This is a genomic window from Micromonospora aurantiaca ATCC 27029 (genome assembly GCF_000145235.1).
GTDB lineage: Bacteria > Actinomycetota > Actinomycetes > Mycobacteriales > Micromonosporaceae > Micromonospora > Micromonospora aurantiaca.
The window spans coordinates 5,343,961-5,361,136 of sequence record NC_014391.1 but is presented as its reverse complement, the minus strand read 5'-3'; the positions used below and the strand labels follow the sequence as shown (position 1 = coordinate 5,361,136).

General features: G+C 75.2%; 14 protein-coding genes. 5 read left to right on the top strand and 9 right to left on the bottom strand.

Annotated elements, in window-relative coordinates:
- Positions 1–26: 26 nt before the first annotated feature.
- Together MICAU_RS23620 and MICAU_RS23615 are read right to left on the bottom strand one after the other, a co-directional pair.
- Complete coding sequence (locus tag MICAU_RS23620; RefSeq protein ID WP_013287865.1) at positions 27–917, bottom strand: L,D-transpeptidase; 891 nt, start codon at positions 915–917, stop codon at positions 27–29.
- A 73-nt stretch (positions 918–990) separates the two neighbouring features.
- On the bottom strand, positions 991–2,436 hold the full coding sequence (locus tag MICAU_RS23615; protein ID WP_013287864.1) for an alpha-amylase: 1,446 nt from the start codon (positions 2,434–2,436) through the stop codon (positions 991–993).
- A gap of 290 nt (positions 2,437–2,726) precedes the next feature.
- Between MICAU_RS23615 and MICAU_RS23610 the strand changes: the two genes are divergently transcribed.
- Genes MICAU_RS23610 through MICAU_RS23595 form a run of 4 tightly spaced genes read left to right on the top strand, consistent with a single transcriptional unit; the run spans position 2,727 to position 7,476 of the window.
- The gene (locus MICAU_RS23610; RefSeq protein ID WP_013287863.1) at positions 2,727–4,427 is read left to right on the top strand and encodes a hypothetical protein; all 1,701 of its coding nucleotides are present in this window, start codon (positions 2,727–2,729) and stop codon (positions 4,425–4,427) included.
- Complete coding sequence (locus MICAU_RS23605) at positions 4,424–5,890, top strand: NADH-quinone oxidoreductase subunit NuoF family protein (protein ID WP_013287862.1); 1,467 nt, start codon at positions 4,424–4,426, stop codon at positions 5,888–5,890. Before MICAU_RS23610 ends, MICAU_RS23605 begins: the two co-directional genes overlap by 4 nt.
- Positions 5,891–5,905: 15 nt before the next feature.
- A complete protein-coding gene (locus MICAU_RS23600) occupies positions 5,906–6,493 on the top strand; it encodes a TlpA family protein disulfide reductase (protein WP_013287861.1) in 588 nt (195 codons plus the stop codon).
- Positions 6,490–7,476: a cytochrome c biogenesis CcdA family protein gene (locus MICAU_RS23595; protein ID WP_013287860.1), complete on the top strand. Its 987-nt coding sequence runs from the start codon at positions 6,490–6,492 to the stop codon at positions 7,474–7,476. The genes MICAU_RS23600 and MICAU_RS23595 overlap by 4 nt, the downstream gene beginning before the upstream one ends.
- Here the strand turns inward: MICAU_RS23595 and serS are convergent.
- From serS to MICAU_RS23570, 5 genes are all read right to left on the bottom strand, one after another.
- Complete coding sequence (gene serS / locus MICAU_RS23590; protein ID WP_013287859.1) at positions 7,463–8,746, bottom strand: serine--tRNA ligase; 1,284 nt, start codon at positions 8,744–8,746, stop codon at positions 7,463–7,465. The genes MICAU_RS23595 and serS overlap by 14 nt on opposite strands.
- A gap of 427 nt (positions 8,747–9,173) precedes the next feature.
- Complete coding sequence (locus tag MICAU_RS23585; protein WP_013287858.1) at positions 9,174–10,310, bottom strand: DNA polymerase III subunit beta family protein; 1,137 nt, start codon at positions 10,308–10,310, stop codon at positions 9,174–9,176.
- Positions 10,311–10,341: 31 nt separating this feature from the next.
- Positions 10,342–11,517 carry a saccharopine dehydrogenase family protein gene (locus tag MICAU_RS23580; RefSeq protein ID WP_013287857.1) on the bottom strand — a complete coding sequence of 392 codons (1,176 nt, stop codon included), beginning with the start codon at positions 11,515–11,517 and terminating at the stop codon, positions 10,342–10,344.
- 31 nt (positions 11,518–11,548) lie between these two features.
- The gene (locus MICAU_RS23575; protein WP_013287856.1) at positions 11,549–12,685 is read right to left on the bottom strand and encodes an alcohol dehydrogenase catalytic domain-containing protein; all 1,137 of its coding nucleotides are present in this window, start codon (positions 12,683–12,685) and stop codon (positions 11,549–11,551) included.
- Complete coding sequence (locus MICAU_RS23570) at positions 12,682–13,125, bottom strand: hypothetical protein (protein WP_013287855.1); 444 nt, start codon at positions 13,123–13,125, stop codon at positions 12,682–12,684. The genes MICAU_RS23575 and MICAU_RS23570 overlap by 4 nt, the downstream gene beginning before the upstream one ends.
- A 155-nt stretch (positions 13,126–13,280) precedes the next feature.
- Here MICAU_RS23570 and MICAU_RS23565 point away from each other — a divergent pair, with 155 nt between their 5' ends.
- Positions 13,281–16,076: a winged helix-turn-helix domain-containing protein gene (locus MICAU_RS23565; RefSeq protein ID WP_013287854.1), complete on the top strand. Its 2,796-nt coding sequence runs from the start codon at positions 13,281–13,283 to the stop codon at positions 16,074–16,076.
- A 3-nt stretch (positions 16,077–16,079) separates the two neighbouring features.
- On the opposite strand, the gene MICAU_RS23560 is transcribed toward MICAU_RS23565, so the two are convergent.
- Positions 16,080–16,634, bottom strand: a complete 555-nt coding sequence (locus tag MICAU_RS23560; protein WP_013287853.1) for a DsbA family protein — start codon at positions 16,632–16,634, stop codon at positions 16,080–16,082.
- Positions 16,631–17,128 (bottom strand): redoxin domain-containing protein, encoded by a 498-nt coding sequence (locus tag MICAU_RS23555; RefSeq protein ID WP_013287852.1) that lies wholly within the window; start codon positions 17,126–17,128, stop codon positions 16,631–16,633. The genes MICAU_RS23560 and MICAU_RS23555 overlap by 4 nt, the downstream gene beginning before the upstream one ends.
- Positions 17,129–17,176 lie beyond the last annotated feature (48 nt).

The window sequence follows — 17,176 nt, the reverse complement described above, 5'->3', positions numbered from 1 at the left end:
ACGGCCGGCTGCCGGGCCGAGCCCGGTCAGGGCAGGCGGTCGACCACCACGAAGGCGGTGCCCGGCTCGACCTCGGTCAGCAGCAGGCGCTGGGCGCTGCGGGTCAGCCGGATGCAGCCGTTCGTGACGTTCTTGCCGAGCGTGTCGTCGTTGTACCAGCTGTGCAGGCCGATGTGGGCCCCGCGCAGCCCGGTCGGCACCGCGCCCGGGTCGTCGGGGATCGCGCCGAGGGCGAAGATGTCGACGCCGCCGTAGACGGCCTCCGGAGGCGGGGTGCGGCCCAGCACGAACGTACGGCCCAGCGGGGTGAGCTGCCCGGACATGCCGAGGCTGACCGGCCAGGTGCGCATCGCGCGCCCGTCCCGGCTCCAGGTGAGGCGGTGGGTGCGCCGCTCCACCACGATCTGGTCGCGCAGCACCACAGTGGTCCAGCCGCCGGACGGCAGCCAGGCGATGGTGCGGTTCGCCGACGGCAGCAGCACCGCCGTCCAGCCGGAGCGGCGGTCGACGATCGGCACGGTGAGCCGTACGCCGCTGATGGTCGGCGCGAGGAACGCCAGCGGACGGCCGCCCGGTGCGTCGTAGGCGGCCACGTTCCGGTTCGGGCGCAGCCCCTCGCTCAGCGGGCGGGTGTCGGCCGGGTCCGGGTCGGGCGGGAAGCCGCGCGGCGCCGGGTCGTAGGTGACCACGGGCAGGTCGTCCGGTGCCGGCGCGGCGGGCGGCACCGACTCCACCGGCGACGGGCTCGGCGCGGCGGTCGTGGCCGGGGGCGCGGCGGCGGGCGGCGCCGCCTGGCGCGCGGGCGCGGCGGTGAGCGCGCGGCCGACCAGCAGCGCGGTGACGAGCAGCAGCGGTACGGCGAGCGCGGCGATCAGCCAGCCGGGAGGCCGGCGCGTGGCGAACCGGTCGAAAAGCACGAAACCGACTGTAACCGACCGGAAGCCCCCGTACCCGGTACTGCGGGTACGGGGGCTTCGCGGCCCGGGTGGCTCAGCTGAGCTTCGCGCCGATGTGGATGGCGATTCCGTCGTGCGGGGCGATGTTCGCGGCGAACCAGCCGGACGAGTCCACGGTGATCACCGGGCCGCTGCACGAGCCGTTGCTGAACGTGCCGTGGATGACGTCGCAGTAGCGGCCCGCCGGCAGCCCGGTGTAGTACGACCGGCCGTTCACCGCGCTGTCCTCGTCGTTGATCGTCAGGTAGCCCTTGCCGGTGCGGCTGAACGCGATGTGCTGGTAGCCGTTGTCGTACCAGTTGGAGACCCCGGCGCCCTCGGTGGCGTTGCGGAAGCCGACCATGTTGGCGATGACCGGCCAGCGGTGCTCGCACTCCCAGCCCGAGTAGCAGGTGACGTTGGTGATCCGGTTGCTGCCGTCGGCGGGCGGGCCCTGGTCCCGGCCGCTGTAGGTGAAGCTCGACATCACCGCCGGGGTGCCGTACGGCCAGGCCAGCATGAACGCGTTGGCGAGCGCGTACGTGCCGCGGTTGCGGTAGGTGAGCACGCCGCCCTCGCGCTGGGTGTCGTGGTTGTCGGTGAAGACCACCGCCTTCGCGCTCGACAGGTAGCCCCAGGACTCGCCGAAGTTCCGCAGGTACGCGAGGCGCTCGTTGTTGAACATCCGGGCCAGGTCCTTGCCGTACCGGAACTCGTGCACGTCGCCGTTGCCGGTGTACTCGGTCGGCTGGATCGGCTCACCGGCGCCGTAGATGACCTCCTGCACCAGGTACGCGCTGCGGGACAGCTTGGCCTTGATCGCGGCGATGTCGGCCGCCGGCATGTGCTTGCTGCCGTCCAGCCGGAAGCCGTCGACGCCGAGCGAGAGCAGGTCGTTGAGGTACGCGGCCAGCCGGCCGCGCACGTACTCCGACTCGGTCTTGAGGTCGGCGAGGTTGACCAGCTCGCAGTTCTGCACCTCGTACCGGTCGTTGTAGTTGGCGATGTCGTTGTTGCCGTTGCGGCCGCAGTAGTGGAAGTCCTGCGCCGAGTAGACGCCCGGGTAGTTGTAGTGGCCGTACGACGAACCGGCCCAGCCGGTGCCGCCGTTGTCCTGCCCGGACATGTGGTTGACCACGGCGTCGACGATCACCTTGACGCCCGCGGCGTGACACGTGTTCACCATGGACTGGAACTGCGCGCGGGTGCCCTTGCGGGACTCGATCCGGTAGCTGACCGGCTGGTACGACACCCACCACGGGCTGCTGTTGACGTGCTCCTGCGGCGGGGACACCTGCACGTAGCCGTAGCCCTTCGGGCCCAGCGTGCTGGTGCACTCGGCGGCAACCGAGGTCCAGTTCCACTCGAAGAGCTGGACGATGACCTTCTTGGCGCCGGGGGTGGCGGCGGCGGCCGGGGGTGCCGCCGCGGTGAGGGGGACGAGCAGACTCGCGGCCAGACCCAGGGCGAGCGCGGCGGCGCGGCATCGGCGTCGATGCATCAGGACTCCTGCGGGGTGCGGGGATGCGGGGGAGTGGAGCCTGTATCAGTGCTGGCTTCTTGCAACCAGCCTGAAATTTTGCGGCAAGGTTACGAGCCTGTTGCAAAGTCTGTCAACGCATGGGCATCCGTCGTTGCGTCAGGCGCTACACGCGCGTCCGGTCCGGACGGTTCGAGAATCCGGCCGAGAAATTCGCCACCGGAGGTGATCCGTCCGAGCCGTCCCTCCGTACCTGAGGTGGGAGCAGGGTCGGCCGGTGGGGGCGCCGCCGCGAGACGATCGAGGAGCAGATGGCCCGGGCACAGCAGAACGAGAAGGCGACGACCGTCCGGACCACCACCACCAGTCGTGGTGCCCGGACGATGTCGAAGTCCGCGATGGTGGCGCTGACCGCCTCCGCGCTCGGCCTCGCGTGGGCCGGGGTGGAGCTGGCCGGCGCCGGCGGCGTCATGTACTCGTACGGATTCTTCTTCACCGAGTTCTTCGCCGGGGTGGTCGCCCTGGTCTCGCTCAGCATCACCGTGATGCTGGGCCTGCTCGCCACCGACCGCCTGGTGCTGCTCATCCGGCACCGCGTGCTGCTCCAGTCGGCGCACCGCGCCACCGGCGTGCTCGGCGTGGCCGGGCTGGTCTTCCACGTCATCACCAAGGTCGCGATCGGCCGGGCCGGGCCGACCGACGCGGTGGTGCCGTTCATCAGCGGCAGCGGCCTCTACATCGGGCTCGGCACCGTCGCCGCGCTGCTGATGGTGGGCGTGCTCTGGACCGGCCTGATCCGGGTCCGGTTCGCCGGCGTCGGCCCGAAGTGGTTCTGGCGCGGACTGCACTCGATGGCGTACGTGTCCTGGCCGTTCGCGCTCGTGCACGGCCTCAACGCCGGCCGGCCCGCCGCCGGCTGGGTGGTGCTGAGCTACCTCGCCTGCGTGGTGCTGGTGGTGATGGCGCTGCTGGTCCGCGTCTCGGTCCACCTCGGCAAGCGCAGCCGCGAGCAGCACCAGGCCGTCGCGCTCAACAAGGCGATGGCCGGCAAGGGCGAGGAGCGTACCGGCGTGTTCGCCGCGCTCACCCGGAAGAAGGCCGCGGACAAGGAGGACAGCGGCACCGGCCGGGGCCGCTGGGCCGAGGCGACAGCCACCTGGACCGCACCGGCGGGCACCGCCCGGCGGCGCGACCCGGAGCGGTTCGCCGTACCCGTGGTGCCGGAACCCGGGTCGCTGCGCGAGCCGGTCCGCGCGGCAGCCGCCCGGCGGCGCGACGCCGAACCGGACGCGCCTGCCCGGCGCGCCCGCACCCAGGAGGCGCCCGCCCGCCGCCGCGACGAGGAGCGCGAGCCCGTCGTCCGCGCCCGCGACGAGGAGGCGGCGCCGGCCCGCCGGACCGACGGCGAGCGGCCCCGCCGCCGTCGCCGCGACGACGAGGAGCGCGTGACCCGCCGGTCCCGGAACGAGGAGCGGGTGAGCCGCCGGTCCCGGGACGACGAGGATCTGGTCGCCAGGTACTCGGCTCCGCCGGAGAGCGGCGGCCGGCACTCGGCGCCGCCGGACACCGGCGGCCGCCACTCCGCACCCCCGGACAGCAGCCGGTACGCCACCGCGGCCGAGGTTGCCCGCTACTCCGCGCCGCCGCGCGCGACCGACGAGCCGGAGGAGCCGTGGGACAGCCCGCGCCGCTGGGAGAGCCGCCCGATCTCCGGTGAGCCGATCTCGGCCGGCCCGATCTCCGGCACCCCGCTCTCGGCCGAACCGCTCAGCGGGTCCGGCCGCCGCTACCGCGACGAGGAGGACGTGCCGGAGGAGCCGGACTACTGGCGCCCGCCGGCCCGCTACGCCGCCGACGAGGCGTTCGTGGACGACACCCCGACGCTCGTCGACCTCGCCTCCCGCCGGGCGATGCGCGCGGGCAAGGAGAGCCGGTCCGGCCGTCGCAAGCGGGCCGACGCGGACGCGGTCGACGGCGCGTACTGGGCCGGGCTGCGAGGTGAGGCCCGGTGACGCGCACGACGGTCCCGCCGGTCGCCTGTGTCGGCGAGCCCCGCCTGACCGCCGGGTTCGCCGAGTTCGGCCGGCTCGACCTGCTGGCCCACGAGGAGGTGCACGGCCCGATCGGCCCGATGGAACCGGCGGCGCTGCTGCGACTCGCCGAGGCGATCGACCTCAAGGGCAAGGGCGGCGCGGGCTTCCCGTTCGCCCGCAAGCTGCGCGCCGTGCTGGAGTCCTGCGAGCGGCAGGACCTCGGCGCCGTGGTGGTGGTCAACGCCACCGAGGGGGAGCCGGCCAGCTGGAAGGACAAGGTGCTGCTCACCCGCGCCCCGCACCTCATCCTGGACGGCGCCGCGCTCGCCGCGTTCGCGCTCGACGCCGAGGAGATCGTGATCGGGGTGGCCGACGACGACGTGGGCCGGCCCTCGCTGACCGAGGCGTTGCAGGAACGGCGGATGCCGGTGCCGACCACCATCGTCACGGTGCCGCACCGGTTCATCTCCGGTGAGGGCGGCGCGCTGGTCAACGGCATCAACGGCCTGCCGCACATCCCGCCCGGCACGAAGAAGCGTTCCAGCGACTCCGGCGTCGGCGGTCTGCCCACACTGCTGTCGAACGCCGAGACGTACTCCCAGCTCGCCGTCGCCGCCCGGATCGGCCCGTACGAGTACGCCGCGCTCGGCACCGACGACGAGCCGGGCACCGTGCTGCTCACAGTCACCGGGTCGGCGAAGCGCCCCGCCGTTGTGGAGTGCGCGGCCGGCACCCCGCTGCGGGAGATCCTCGACCTGTGCGAGGTGCCGCCCGGCCCGGGCATCCTGATGGGCGGCTACCACGGCAAGTGGATCACCGCGGCGGCCGCCGAGCGGGCCGAGGTGTCCCGCAAAGGGCTCACCGCAGTGGGCGGCACGCTCGGTGCCGGCATCATCGTGCCGCTCGGCGCCGACACCTGCCCGCTCGGCGAGGCCGCGCAGGTGGTGCGCTACCTGGCGGGCGAGTCCGCCGGGCAGTGCGGCCCGTGCAAGATGGGCCTGCCCGACCTGGCCCGCTCGGTCGACCTCGCGGTCTCCGGCAGCGCACCCGTCGAGCTGGTCCGGGCCGCCGCCGGCGACGTCAAGGGACGCGGCGCGTGCAGCCACCCGGACGGCACCGCCCGGTTCGCGCTGTCCGCCATGGAGGTGTTCGCCGACGACCTGCGGCTGCACGCCACCGGCGAGGGTTGCGGCAAACGCGTCAAGGGCATGATGGGCCTGCCGGGCGCGCCGGACGCCAACCCGCAGAAGCTCACCCTGGACTGGTCACGCTGCGACGGCCACGGGCTGTGCGCGCACGTCGTACCCGACTTCATCCGGCTCGACGGCAACGGCTACCCGGCGTTCCCGCCCACCCCGGTGCCGACGTGGCTGCGCGAGGGCGCGCTCAAGGCGGTCAAGGTCTGTCCCGAACTCGCGCTCCGCCTGGTCCGGGCCGAGTAGAACCAGGAGCCGCCGATGCGTACCGCCGCTCGTGTGACAGCCGCCGCCGTACTGGCCGCCACGCTCGCCGCCGCGACCGCCTGCGCCGCCGGGCCCGAGCCCGGGGACCGGGCCGGAGCGGTCGCACCGGCACCCCCGGCCGCCGCGTCCCCGTCCGGGCCGGCATCCGGTCCGGCGTCCGCGTCACCGGCCGTGGTGCCGGCCGCGCTGTCGTTCACCGGCAAGACCCTCGACGGTACGGCGTTCGACGCCGCCGCCCTGGCCGGGCGGCCGGTCGTGCTCTGGTTCTGGGCGCCCTGGTGCGCCACCTGCGCCAGCCAGGCGTGGACGGTGGCCGAGATCGCCCCCACCTACCGCGACACGGTCCCGATCGTCGGCGTCGCCGGACTCGGCGAGCAGAAGGCGATGAAGTCGTTCGTCACCGAGTTCGACCTGGGCGGCACGACACAGATCGACGACCGGGCGGGCGCGCTGTGGCGCCGGTTCAAGGTGGCCGAGCAGAGCACATTCGTCGTCCTGGACCGCACCGGCCGGGTCGTCCACCAGGGATTCCTGGACGGCGAGGCACTGACCCGGCAGGTCGAGACGCTGGCCCGGGGATGACCGGCGCGCTGCTGCTCGCGCTCACCGCGGGCATGCTCGGCGCGGTCAACCCGTGCGGCTTCGCGATGCTGCCCGCGTACCTCTCGCTGCTCGTCGCCGGCCCCGACGGCGGGCGCGGCGCGGTCGGACGCGCGCTCACCGCGACGGCCGGTCTCACCCTCGGGTACGTGCTGGTGTTCGGCGCGTTCGGGCTCGCCCTGGCACCGGCGGCGGACTGGCTGCGGCCCCGGCTGCCGTGGCTGACGGTGACGCTCGGCGTGCTGCTGGCGCTGGCCGGGTGCTGGCTGCTCGCCGGCCGGCGGCTGCCCACGCCGCGCCCGCTGCGTGTCGCGCCCCGGCTCACCCGTACCTGGCCGTCCATGGCGCTGTTCGGCGCGGCGTACGCGCTCACGTCGCTGACCTGCGCGATTGCGCCGTTCCTGGCGATCGTGGTGACCAGCCTGCGGGCCGGGTCGCCGCTGCGCGGCCTGGCGCTGTTCGGCGCGTACGCGCTGGGGATGGCGCTCGTGGTCGGCGTGGCCGCGCTCGCCGTGGCGCTGCTGCGCGGCCGGGTCGTGGCGCGGCTGCGCGGCGCGGGCGCGTGGGTGCCGCGGCTGAGCGGCCTGGTGCTGCTGGTAGCGGGCGGCTACGTCGCCTGGTACGGCTGGTACGAGGTACGCCTCGCCCAGGGCCGCTACGACGCCTTCACCGACCCGGTCATCCGCACCGCCGCCCGCATCCAGCAGTCAGTGGTGAGCACAGTCGACACGCTAGGCCCCGCCGTCCTCGCGGCGTTGCTCCTCGCCGCGCTGCTCCTCGCCGCCCTCACCCGCCGCTCCCGCCCCCGCCCCCGCTCCCGCCCCCGCCCCCTCTCCCGCGATCTTGCAGTTGGTGCCCGGGCGGAAGGGGTGAAGCGGACTTCTCGCGGGCCGGAAGTGCAAGATCGCGGGGGAGAGGCGGGTGGGGCGGGGACGGGGACGGGGACGCGGGTCAGCGCGGGGTGAGGCGGTCGGTGCCGAGCTTGTCGCGGAGGACCTCCGGGACCACCACCGAGCCGTCGGGCTGCTGGCACTGCTCCAGGATGGCCGGGAACAGGCGGCTGGTGGCGAGCGCAGACCCGTTGAGCGTGTGCACGAAACGGGTCTGCTTCGCGCCCGGCTCGCGGTAGCGGATCGCCGCCCGGCGGGCCTGGTAGTCACCGGCCCAGGAGACCGACGACACCTCCTTGTACTTGCCGGTGCTCGGCATCCACACCTCGACGTCGAGCGTCTTCTTCATCGAGGCGCTCGCGTCACCGGCGGCGAGCAGGCTGGTCTGGAAGTGCAGACCGAGCTTGCCGACCAGGCCCTCGACGTGCCCGACCATCGCCTCCAGCGCCTCGCCCGCCTGCTCCGGCAGCGTGAACTGGAAGATCTCCACCTTGTTGAACTGGTGGCCGCGTACGGTGCCGCGCTCGTCGGAGTGCGAACCGGCCGCCTCGCGCCGGTAGCACGGCGTGTACGCGAACGCCTTCAACGGCAGCTTCGGCGTCTCCAGGATCTCGTCCTGGTACGCGCCGAGGATCGCCGTCTCCGCGGTGGGCAGCAGGAACTGGCCGCGCGAGGACGACTGCTTGTCGATGTGGTAGACGTCGTCGTGGAACTTCGGGAACTGCCCGGCGGCGAAACCGGCGCTGTCCAGCAGCAGGTGCGGCGGGAGCAGGAACTCGTAGCCGGCCTGGATGTTCTGCTCGATCAGCCAGTTCACCAGCGCCCACTCCAGCCGGGCGCCCAGACCGGTGTACATCCAGAAGCCCGAGCCGCCGAGCTTCACGCCCCGCTCGTGGTCGACCAGGCCGAGCGCGCGGCTCAGCTCCACGTGGTCGCGTACCTTCTCGATGGCCGGCGCCTCGCCGAACGTCCGCACCACCCGGTTGGCCTCCTTGCCGCCGGGGACCACGTCCTCGGCGGGCAGGTTCGGCAGCTCGCTCATCGCCGAGCGGAGCCGGGACTGCACCTCGTCGAGCTGGGACTCCAGCTCCGCGAGCTGCTTGCGCTCGGCCTCCGGGGCGACCGGCTGCGGCGTGCCGCCGGACCGTTTCGCCTCCGCGTACGCGCGCGCCTCGGCCTTGCGGCGCTGCCGCTCGGCGTCGATCTCCGTGATCAGGGCGCGTCGTTCCTGGTCGAGCCGCTGGATGTCGTCCAGCGCCCGGGTGACCTCGGCGGGATCCAGACGCTTCGCCAGCGCGGTCGCCACCGCCTCGCGATCCTTCCGGATCAACTCCATGTCGAGCATGCTGCTCGTACGCCTCCGTCCAGGCAGTCAGGTGGGACCTCCAGATGCTACCGTCGCGCCCCCGCCGCCCCGGCCCGGCCCGCGCAGCCCGCCGCCGCGAGGCCCTTTCCGGTGACGGTGCGTGATGGTGCCGCCGTCGGTGCGCCGTTCTCACTTTCCGTGATGGTGCTCCGGTGCTCGTGCCGCCCCGCTGCGGCTCGCTAGCTCGCTGACCTGGTCAATCTCGCGGACCCGCTCTCCGGCGGACATGTCCCTCCGGCGACTTTGCTCTGCAGCCACCGACGCGGCGTTCGACGGAGCGTCAGCGTCGCGCGGATGGCTGCAGAGCAAAGTGCGCGAGGGGTGACGCACCCAGGAGGGCGGCGGCGTCACGCACAGTCACGGATGCCTGCCGCAGAGCGGTACCGACGCCGGCGAGCGCGGAACGTCAGAGGCGTACCGGCATCAGGACCGAGAAGGCGTGCGCGTCGTCGGCCCGCCGTACGGCCAGCGGGGCGATCGGGCCGTCCAGCTCCAGCACGAGCTGGCCGTCGCCGGACCCCAGCGCGTCCAGCAGGTACTCGCGGTTCACCGCCACCCGAAGCGCATCCGGGCCGCCCGCGCCCGCCGCGCCCGCCCCGCCCTCCACGCCCCCGGCGGCGACCACGCCGTTCGGGTCGACCAGGCGCAGCTCACCCCGGCCGTCCAGGCCGAGCGCCACCACCTCGTGCTCGACTCCCTCGTGCGCGCGGTGGCAGACCGGGACGCCGTCGGCGGTGAGCGCCGCGCGCAGCGCCGCGCCGTCGAACGGGATCCGGTACGTGGGCACGTCGCCGAGCTGCGCCCGCAGCAGCCGCCGGTAGTCGGGGAAGTCGTACGGCAACGGGACGGCGGTCAGCGGCCGGCCCGCCACCGTGACAGTCACCCGGTCGGTGGCGACGACGACCTCGGCGGTGTCGGCGCCGTCGAGGTCCAGCAGCGCGCGGAGTTCGTCGACGGCGGCCACCGGCAGCAGCGCGCTCACCGGCGGGCCGTCGACGGTGCCGCCGACCCGGGCCACGGCGAGCCGGTGCCGGTCGGTGGCGACCAGCCGGACACCGTCCGGCTCGACCTCCACCAGCACGCCGGACAGGACCGGCAGGCCGGGGTCGGCGCCGACGGCGAAGCGTACGGCGTCCACGGCGGCGGCGAGGTCGGTGCGGGACAGCACGAGGCGGGTGGTCACTGTGATCTCCTCCGGGTCGATCAGGCTACGGATCCGGGAGAGTTCGCGACGCGCGTCGGCCAGGCCGTCCTCCAGGCGGCGCAGGTGCGCGTCCAGCAGCCGGTGCACCTCGGCCGGCCGGTGCCGGTTCCGCAGCGCCTCGGCGATGCCGGCCAGCGGCATCCCCACCCGGCGCAGCCCTGCTACCAGCCGGGCCGGGTCCACCTGCTCCTCGGTGTACCAGCGGTAGCCGGTCACCGGGTCCACCCGGGCCGGGGCCAGCACGCCGGAACGGTCGTAGAACCGCAGCGCGCTGACCGTCAACCCGCTGGCCCGGGCCAGTTCGCCGATGCTGCGAAGCTCGCTCTCCACGGCCGTCATCCTGTGACCTCAAGCGGGTCGAGGGTCAACCTCACGCCGGCAGCGTGCGGAACGTGATGCCCGCGCGTACCAGCCGATCCAGCAGCGCGTCACCCATCGCCGTGACCGGCGTGACCTGCCCGGCGGTCTCCGGCAGGTCGTCGAAGGCCAGGCAGAGCGCCGACTCGGCGAGCATCTTGGCCGTCTCGTCGTAACCCGGGTCGCCGCCGGCCACCTCGGTCACCACCCGCCGGTCGCCGGCGGTGCCCACGAACCGCACCCGGAACCACGACTTGGCCCGCTGCTCGGCGGTCGGGCCCTGCCCGGAGGCGAGCCGCCCGAGCAGCCAGCGCCGCGTCGGCGCCACCTTCACCAACCCCACCACACCGGCCAGTCCGACGCCGGCGACCAGCACAGTGGGCAGCCGCTTCATCGCCGCGAAGTGCCGGTAGCGGAAGTCCGGGCCGTACTCCGGGCGGGCCGCCGCGGACCGGCGGACCACCTGCGGGTCGATGGTGGGCAGCGGCACCGCCCACTGGCCGAACTCGCGTACCCGGCCGACCTTGCCCGGCACCGCGCGGACCCGGCGTCCGTGCGGGCCGGGCTCCATCGCCCGGCGGGCCCGCGCCGCGCGGCTCATCTCACCGGTACGGGAGAACGCAGTGAGCGCCGAGTGGTACGTCCCGGCGGAGAACCGGCCACCGGCCCGCACGTAGCCGTCCACGGCGATCGGTCCGTCCGCGGGCAGTTGCTTGACCGTGTACCAGACGCCCAGGTCGTGCGGGATCGAGTCGAAACCGCAGGCGTGCACCAGGCGTGCCCCGGTGCGCACCGCCTCGGCGTGGTGCCGCACGTACATCCGGTCGACGAACTCCGGCTCGCCGGTGATGTCGAGATAGTCGGTGCCGGCCGCGGCACAGGCGGCCACCAGCGGCTCGCCGTGGTGCACGTACGGGCCGACGGTCGTGGCCACCACCCGGGCGCTCTCCGCCACCGCCCGCAGCGACGCCGGGTCGGTCACGTCGGCGGTGAGCAGCGGCAGGTCGGCCAGGGCCGGGTCGATCGCGGCCAGCCGGTCCCGCACCGCGGCCAGCTTGTCCGGGTTGCGCCCGGCGAGTGCCCAGCGCAGCCGGTCCGGCGCGTGCCGGGCCAGGTACTCGGCGGTCAGTCCGCCGGTGAAGCCGGTGGCGCCGAACAGGACGAGGTCGTACGGACGGTCTGCGCGCATCCGCCGAGTGTGCCATCCACGGCGCTCACCTTCACGGGGTGAAGAGCACCCGGACGCAGCCGTCGGCCCGGTCCCGGAACAACGCGTACCCCTCGGCGCCGCGCTCCAGCGGCATCCGATGGGTGGCCAGGTGCTCGGTGACCAGCTCGTCGCGGGCCATCCGTTCCAGCAGCGCCGGGATCGCGGCACTGCCCCGGCGCCGGGCGGCGCGGACGGCGAGCCCTTTGTCGGCGAACGGGCCGAGCGGGAACCGGTCCACGAATCCGGGCCGGGCGCCGAGCACCACCACCACGCCGCCCTTGCGGCAGGCGTGCACCGCCTCGCGCAGCGCCGCCCCGCCGTCCGGCTCGGCCACCGGCCACCGGCCCGGCGCGGCCGGCGCCCCGGAGGCGTCGACGCACACGTCCGGGCCCCGGCCGCCGCTGCGTTCGCGCAGCTCGGCGAGCACGTCCACGTACCTGTGGTTGAGCGCCTCCACGCCGTCGTGCCCGGTGACCATCCGCAGCCGGTCGTCCCGGTCGTCGACCACCACCACCCGGTCCGCGCCCCGGGCCACCGCCGCGTCGGCGGTGAGCTGGCCGACCGCGCCCGCGCCCCAGACCGCCACCACGTCGCCGGGGGCGACCTCGCCCAGCTCGGCGCCGTACCAGCCGGCCGGTGCGGCGTCGGCGGCGAACACCGCCCGCTCGTCGCTCACCGACTCCGGCACGGCGAACGCGCCCACATCGGCGTACGGCACCCGCACGTACTCGGCGTGACCACCGGCGAAGCCGCCCAGCCGGGCCGGGCGGCCGTACCCGCCGGCGGGCGGCTGCCCCCACTCCGGCTCGGCCACCACGCCGCTCGTGCCGTTGTCACAGCACGCCGGCAGCCCTTGCCGGCAGAACCAGCACGCCCCGCAGGCCACCGCCGCGCCCACCACCACCCGGTCGGCGACCCGGTGCCGGCGTACCTCCGGACCGACCTCGACCACGTCGCCGAGGAACTCGCGTCCGAGCACCTCCCCGGCGGACGCCTCGGGCACCTGCCCGGCCAGAAGCGGCAGGTCCGCGCCGCAGGTCGTGCTCCGCCGGACCCGGACGATCATGTCCTGGGCGTTGCGCAGCTCCGGGTCCGGGACGCGGCGCACCTCCACGAGGCCGGCTCCCGCCCAGCACAGCGCCCTCACGTCACGGTCCCCGGCCGGTCCAGCGGCGAACGGTCCGCCCGCAGCACCTCACCGGTCTCCAGGAGCTGCTTGGTCTGCCGCAGCACGTGGCGCAGGAACCGGCCCGGGTCGTCGCCGACCAGGTGTGCGGCGAACCCCGGGAGCGTGCACTCCCCGCCCAGCGGGCGGACCGCCAGCTCGGTACCGCGACCGCCGGGGGCCGGACGGGCCCACAGCTCGACCGCGCCGTCGAGGCGGCGCAGTGGCTCGGGCCACCGCCCGGCCGGGAGCACCTGCTCGGGCGCCCCGGCGATCGTCACCACCTGCCACCGGCCCGGCCGCGGGTCGGCGCCGGACCGCCGCGCCCGGCGGCGGGCCAGCACCCGCGCGCCCGCCGGAGCCAGCACCCGTACCCCCGCCAGCACCAGCACGCCCGCCGCCAGCCGCCCGCTCCGCGCCACCTGACCTCCCGCCGTCCCCGGGTGGCCGGCCAACCCGGCCGGCCACCCCGCGTGCCTACAGGGTGCGCGCCGCCCGGGTGAGCGGGGTTCGCCCCGAAGGGGTGAACCGGCGCGCTGCGGGTAACCGCTGCCCGCACCGACGGGGGGAGGGACGCATGCCGGAGGAGGCAGACCAGGTCGTCACCGCACCGAGCGGCACAAGCGACATCACCGGTACGCCCGATCTGCTCACCACCGGCCTCGATTCGCCCGATGTCGCCGGTGGTGCGCTGCCGGGTGGCCCGCCGCTGCTGGCGTCCCGGTTGACGCCGCCCGTGCCGCCCGAGCCGGTCCTGCTGCGTCCCCGGCTGCTCGACCGGCTGGAACAGGGCGCGTCCGGGCCGGTGACGCTCGTCTGCGCGCCGGCCGGCTGGGGCAAGACGACGCTGCTGTCGACCTGGGCGCAGGGGGAACGGGACGGGCCGGCGCCGGCCTGGGTCACGGTGGCCGAGGGGGAGACCACCCGGCGGCTCTGGGGCTACCTCGCGGCGGCCCTGCGTACCGCCGCCGCCGACGATCCGGACGACGGCCCTCCACCGATGCCGGACGGGCCGCCCCGGCCCGAGCAGCTCGAAACGCTCGCCGCCGCGCTCGCCACCCGTGAACGACCCGTGCTGCTGGTCCTGGACGACCTGCACCGGGTCACCGACCCGGCCGCCCTGACCGGGCTGGAGTTCCTGCTCCGGCACTCCGACGGCCGCTTGCGGCTGGTGGCCGGCGCGCGCGGCGAACCACCGCTGGCGCTGCACCGCTGGCGGCTGGCCGGCGAGCTGACCGTGATCGGCGCCGACGACCTGGCGTTCACCGCCGACGAGGTGGCCGACCTGCTCGTCGCGCACGGCGTGGCCGTACCCGCCCCGGCCGTGACCCGGCTCGTCGAACGGACCACCGGCTGGCCGGCCGGGCTGCGCTTCGCCGCGCTCGCGCTCGGCGACGGCGCCGACCCGGCGCGCACCGTGGAACGGTTCGCCGGTGACCAGCCGGACGTCGCCGCGTACCTGCGGGACGAGGTGCTCGCCCCGCTGGAACCGGCGACCCGCGACGTCCTGCGCCGGGTGGCGGTGGCCGTCGCGGTCCACGCCGACCTGGCGGCCGCGCTGACCGGGCGGCCCGACGCCGGGCACCTGCTCGCCGAGGCGGCCCGGGAGGGCGGCTTCCTCCACCAGGACGGCGGCAGCCCACCCTGGTACCGGCCGCACCCGCTGCTGGCCGACGTGCTGCGCGACGAGCTGGACCGGCTGCCCGCCGACGAGGTGCGGGAACTGCACCGGCGGGCCGCCGGCTGGTACGGCACCCACGACCGTCCGGCCGAGGCGCTGCGGCACGCGCTTCTCGCCGGTGAGTGGGCCGACGCCACCGAACTGCTCGTCACCCGCTGGCCCGAGCTGGCGCCGGACGAACCGGCCGCCGTACCCGCTCCGCCCGAGCCGCCCGCCGAGGCGGTCCGCCGGGATCCGGAGCTGGCGCTGGCCGCCGCCGCCGAACGGGCGTACGCCGGGGATCGGGCCGCCGCCGACGCGCAGCTGCGGCGGGCGCTGGCCGAGGCCGCCGGCCTGCCCGCGCCCCGCCGTGACCGGTTCGGCCGGCTGGCCGCCGCCGTGGAGCTGAGCCTCGCCCGGCTCGGCGGCGACCACGAGGAGGTACGCCGGGCCGCCGACCGCCTGCTGGCCACCATCGCCGCTGACGAGTCCCGGGGCGGCCCGGACGCCGACAGTGCCGTTGCCGGTGATGCCGGCGATCCGCGCGCCGGGACGGCCGAGCGGCACGACGTGCGCGCGGTGGCCGGCGCCGCGCACGGGCTGGTCGCGCTGGCCGAGGGGGAGCTGTCCACCGCCCGGGACCGGTTCGCCGCCGCGCGGGAGGCGGCGCGGCGGGCCGGGCGGCCGCGTACCGAACTGCTCTGCGTCAGCCGCTCGGCGTTGCTGGAGGCGGCCCGGGGCGCGCTGCGGGCCGCAGAGCAACTGGCCCGGGAGGCGCTGGCGATGCCGCCGTGTCAGGGCTGGTCGTCGCGGTCCGACTGCGGCTACGCGTACCTGGCGCTGGCGTTCGTGGACTGGCAGCGGGACCGGCCGGCGGAGGCCACGGCCCACCTGGCGCTCGCCGGGCCGGCCGGTGCGGAGCCGGGCGGCGCGGCGCTCACCGCGCTGTGCCGGGCCGGGCTGCTGGCCGACGGCGGCGACCCGGGCGGCGCGCTGCGCACGCTCGCCGGGGCGCGCGCCGTCGCGCCCGGCGCGGAGCTCGGCGAATGGCTCGCCGCCGACGAGGCCCAGGTACGCGCCGCCGTCGGCGACGTCGACGGTGCCCGGACGCTGCTCGACGCGGCGGGTGACGCGCCGGCGCCGGCGCTGGTGGCCGCGCGGCTGCGGCTGCGCGCCGGTGACGCCCGCGCGGCCGAGCGTGCACTTCCCGACTGGACCGCGTCCGACGCGGCGGACTGGCCGCTGCCGGTGCGGCTGGGCGCCGGGCTGCTCGACGCGGCGCTCGCCGACGCCTCCGGTGACGCTCGGCGCGCCGGACGGCTGCTGGAGGAGGTGCTGGCACTCGCCGAGCCGGACGGCTTCCGGCGCGTCTTCACCCGGGCCGACCCGGGGGTACGGGACCTGCTCGCCGCGCGCCTGGACTCGGGCACCGCGTACTGGGCCACGGTGAGCGAGCTGGTCCGGGGCGTGGACGCGCAACCGGCAGCGGCACCGGCCGACGGTCCGGCCCGGTCGCTCGACGAGCCGCTCACCGAGCGGGAACTGACCATCCTGCGCTATCTCCAGAGCATCCTGTCCAACGTGGAGATCGCCGCCGAGCTGTCACTGTCGGTCAACACGGTCAAGACGCACGTGCGCAACATCTACCGCAAGCTCGACGCGACCCGCCGGCGGGACGCCGTCCGGCGGGCGCGCGAGCTGCGGCTGATCTGACAGTCAGCCGTCGTCGGTGGCGGCGTCCACCACTGCCAGCAGCTCGGCCAGGTCGTAGCCGCCGTCGTGCCGGACGTCGTTGACGAACAACGTCGGGGTGCCGTTGACGCCGCTGCGGATGCCGCCGACGAAGTCCTGCCGGACCCGGTCGGCGTACTCCTGCCGGCCGACCTCCGCGGCGATCTCCTCCGGCGACAGGCCGATCTGCTCGACGCCGAGCGACAGGTGCACCTGGTCGAGCTGGTCCTGGTGCTGGTAGAGCCAGTCGTACATCTCCCAGAACCGGCCCCGGGCGGCGGCGGCCTCGGCGGTCTCCGCGGCGCTCTCCGCGTACGGGTGGACGTTGGTGATCGGGAAGTGCCGGTACGCCAGCCGCACCGTGTCGGCCCGCTGGCGCAGCACCTCGGTCAGGTTCGGGTAGGCGGCGCCGCAGAACCGGCACTGGAAGTCGCCGTACTCGACGATCGTGACCGGCGCGTCCACCGGCCCGCGGACATGGTCGCGTTCGGTCACCGGGATCCGCAGCCGTGCGGTGGTGACCTGGAGGGGCGTGGTCATGCGGCACTCACCCGCCGATCCGAGTCCAGGCTCTCGAGCGCGTCGAGGATGCCGTCCACGCCCGGGTTCACCTCGGGCGGGGAGAGGTGGCTCCAGGCCACCCGGCCGTCCGGGCCGACCACCACGAGTGCCCGCTCCGACTGCCCGTGCGGCGCGTACGCCCCGTACCGGCGCGGCACCTCACCCTTGGGCTCGAAGTCGGCGAGCAGCGGGATCCGGATGCCCCGGCTCTCGGCGAACGCCCGGTGCGAGTCGACGCTGTCCACCGAGATGCCCAGCAGCACCGCGTCGTACCGCTCCAGCTCCGGCAGGGCGGCCTGGTACAGGGCCATCTGCTCGCCGCACACAGGTGACCAGTCCGCGGGGTAGAACGCCAGTACCACGGGACGGCCCCGGAACTGCCCGGGGCCCACCTCGCGCCCGTCCGGCGCCGCCGGCAGCGTGAACCCGGGCGCGGCCTGCCCGGGTGTGATCAGCCCGTTCGGATCACTCATGCCTCCCACCCTGGCCGCGGCCCGGGTGAGGCGGGCTCACCCGGGCGG

Coding starts and splice junctions, on each gene's coding strand:
- MICAU_RS23580 (WP_013287857.1), bottom strand. CDS start 11,517: ATGCGCGCAGACCGTCCGTACGACCTCGTCCTGTTCGGCGCCACCGGC.
- MICAU_RS23595 (WP_013287860.1), top strand. CDS start 6,490: ATGACCGGCGCGCTGCTGCTCGCGCTCACCGCGGGCATGCTCGGCGCG.
- MICAU_RS23560 (WP_013287853.1), bottom strand. CDS start 16,634: ATGACCACGCCCCTCCAGGTCACCACCGCACGGCTGCGGATCCCGGTG.
- MICAU_RS23585 (WP_013287858.1), bottom strand. CDS start 10,310: ATGACGGCCGTGGAGAGCGAGCTTCGCAGCATCGGCGAACTGGCCCGG.
- MICAU_RS23610 (WP_013287863.1), top strand. CDS start 2,727: ATGGCCCGGGCACAGCAGAACGAGAAGGCGACGACCGTCCGGACCACC.
- MICAU_RS23615 (WP_013287864.1), bottom strand. CDS start 2,436: ATGCATCGACGCCGATGCCGCGCCGCCGCGCTCGCCCTGGGTCTGGCC.
- MICAU_RS23600 (WP_013287861.1), top strand. CDS start 5,906: ATGCGTACCGCCGCTCGTGTGACAGCCGCCGCCGTACTGGCCGCCACG.
- MICAU_RS23555 (WP_013287852.1), bottom strand. CDS start 17,128: ATGAGTGATCCGAACGGGCTGATCACACCCGGGCAGGCCGCGCCCGGG.
- serS (WP_013287859.1), bottom strand. CDS start 8,746: ATGCTCGACATGGAGTTGATCCGGAAGGATCGCGAGGCGGTGGCGACC.
- MICAU_RS23565 (WP_013287854.1), top strand. CDS start 13,281: ATGCCGGAGGAGGCAGACCAGGTCGTCACCGCACCGAGCGGCACAAGC.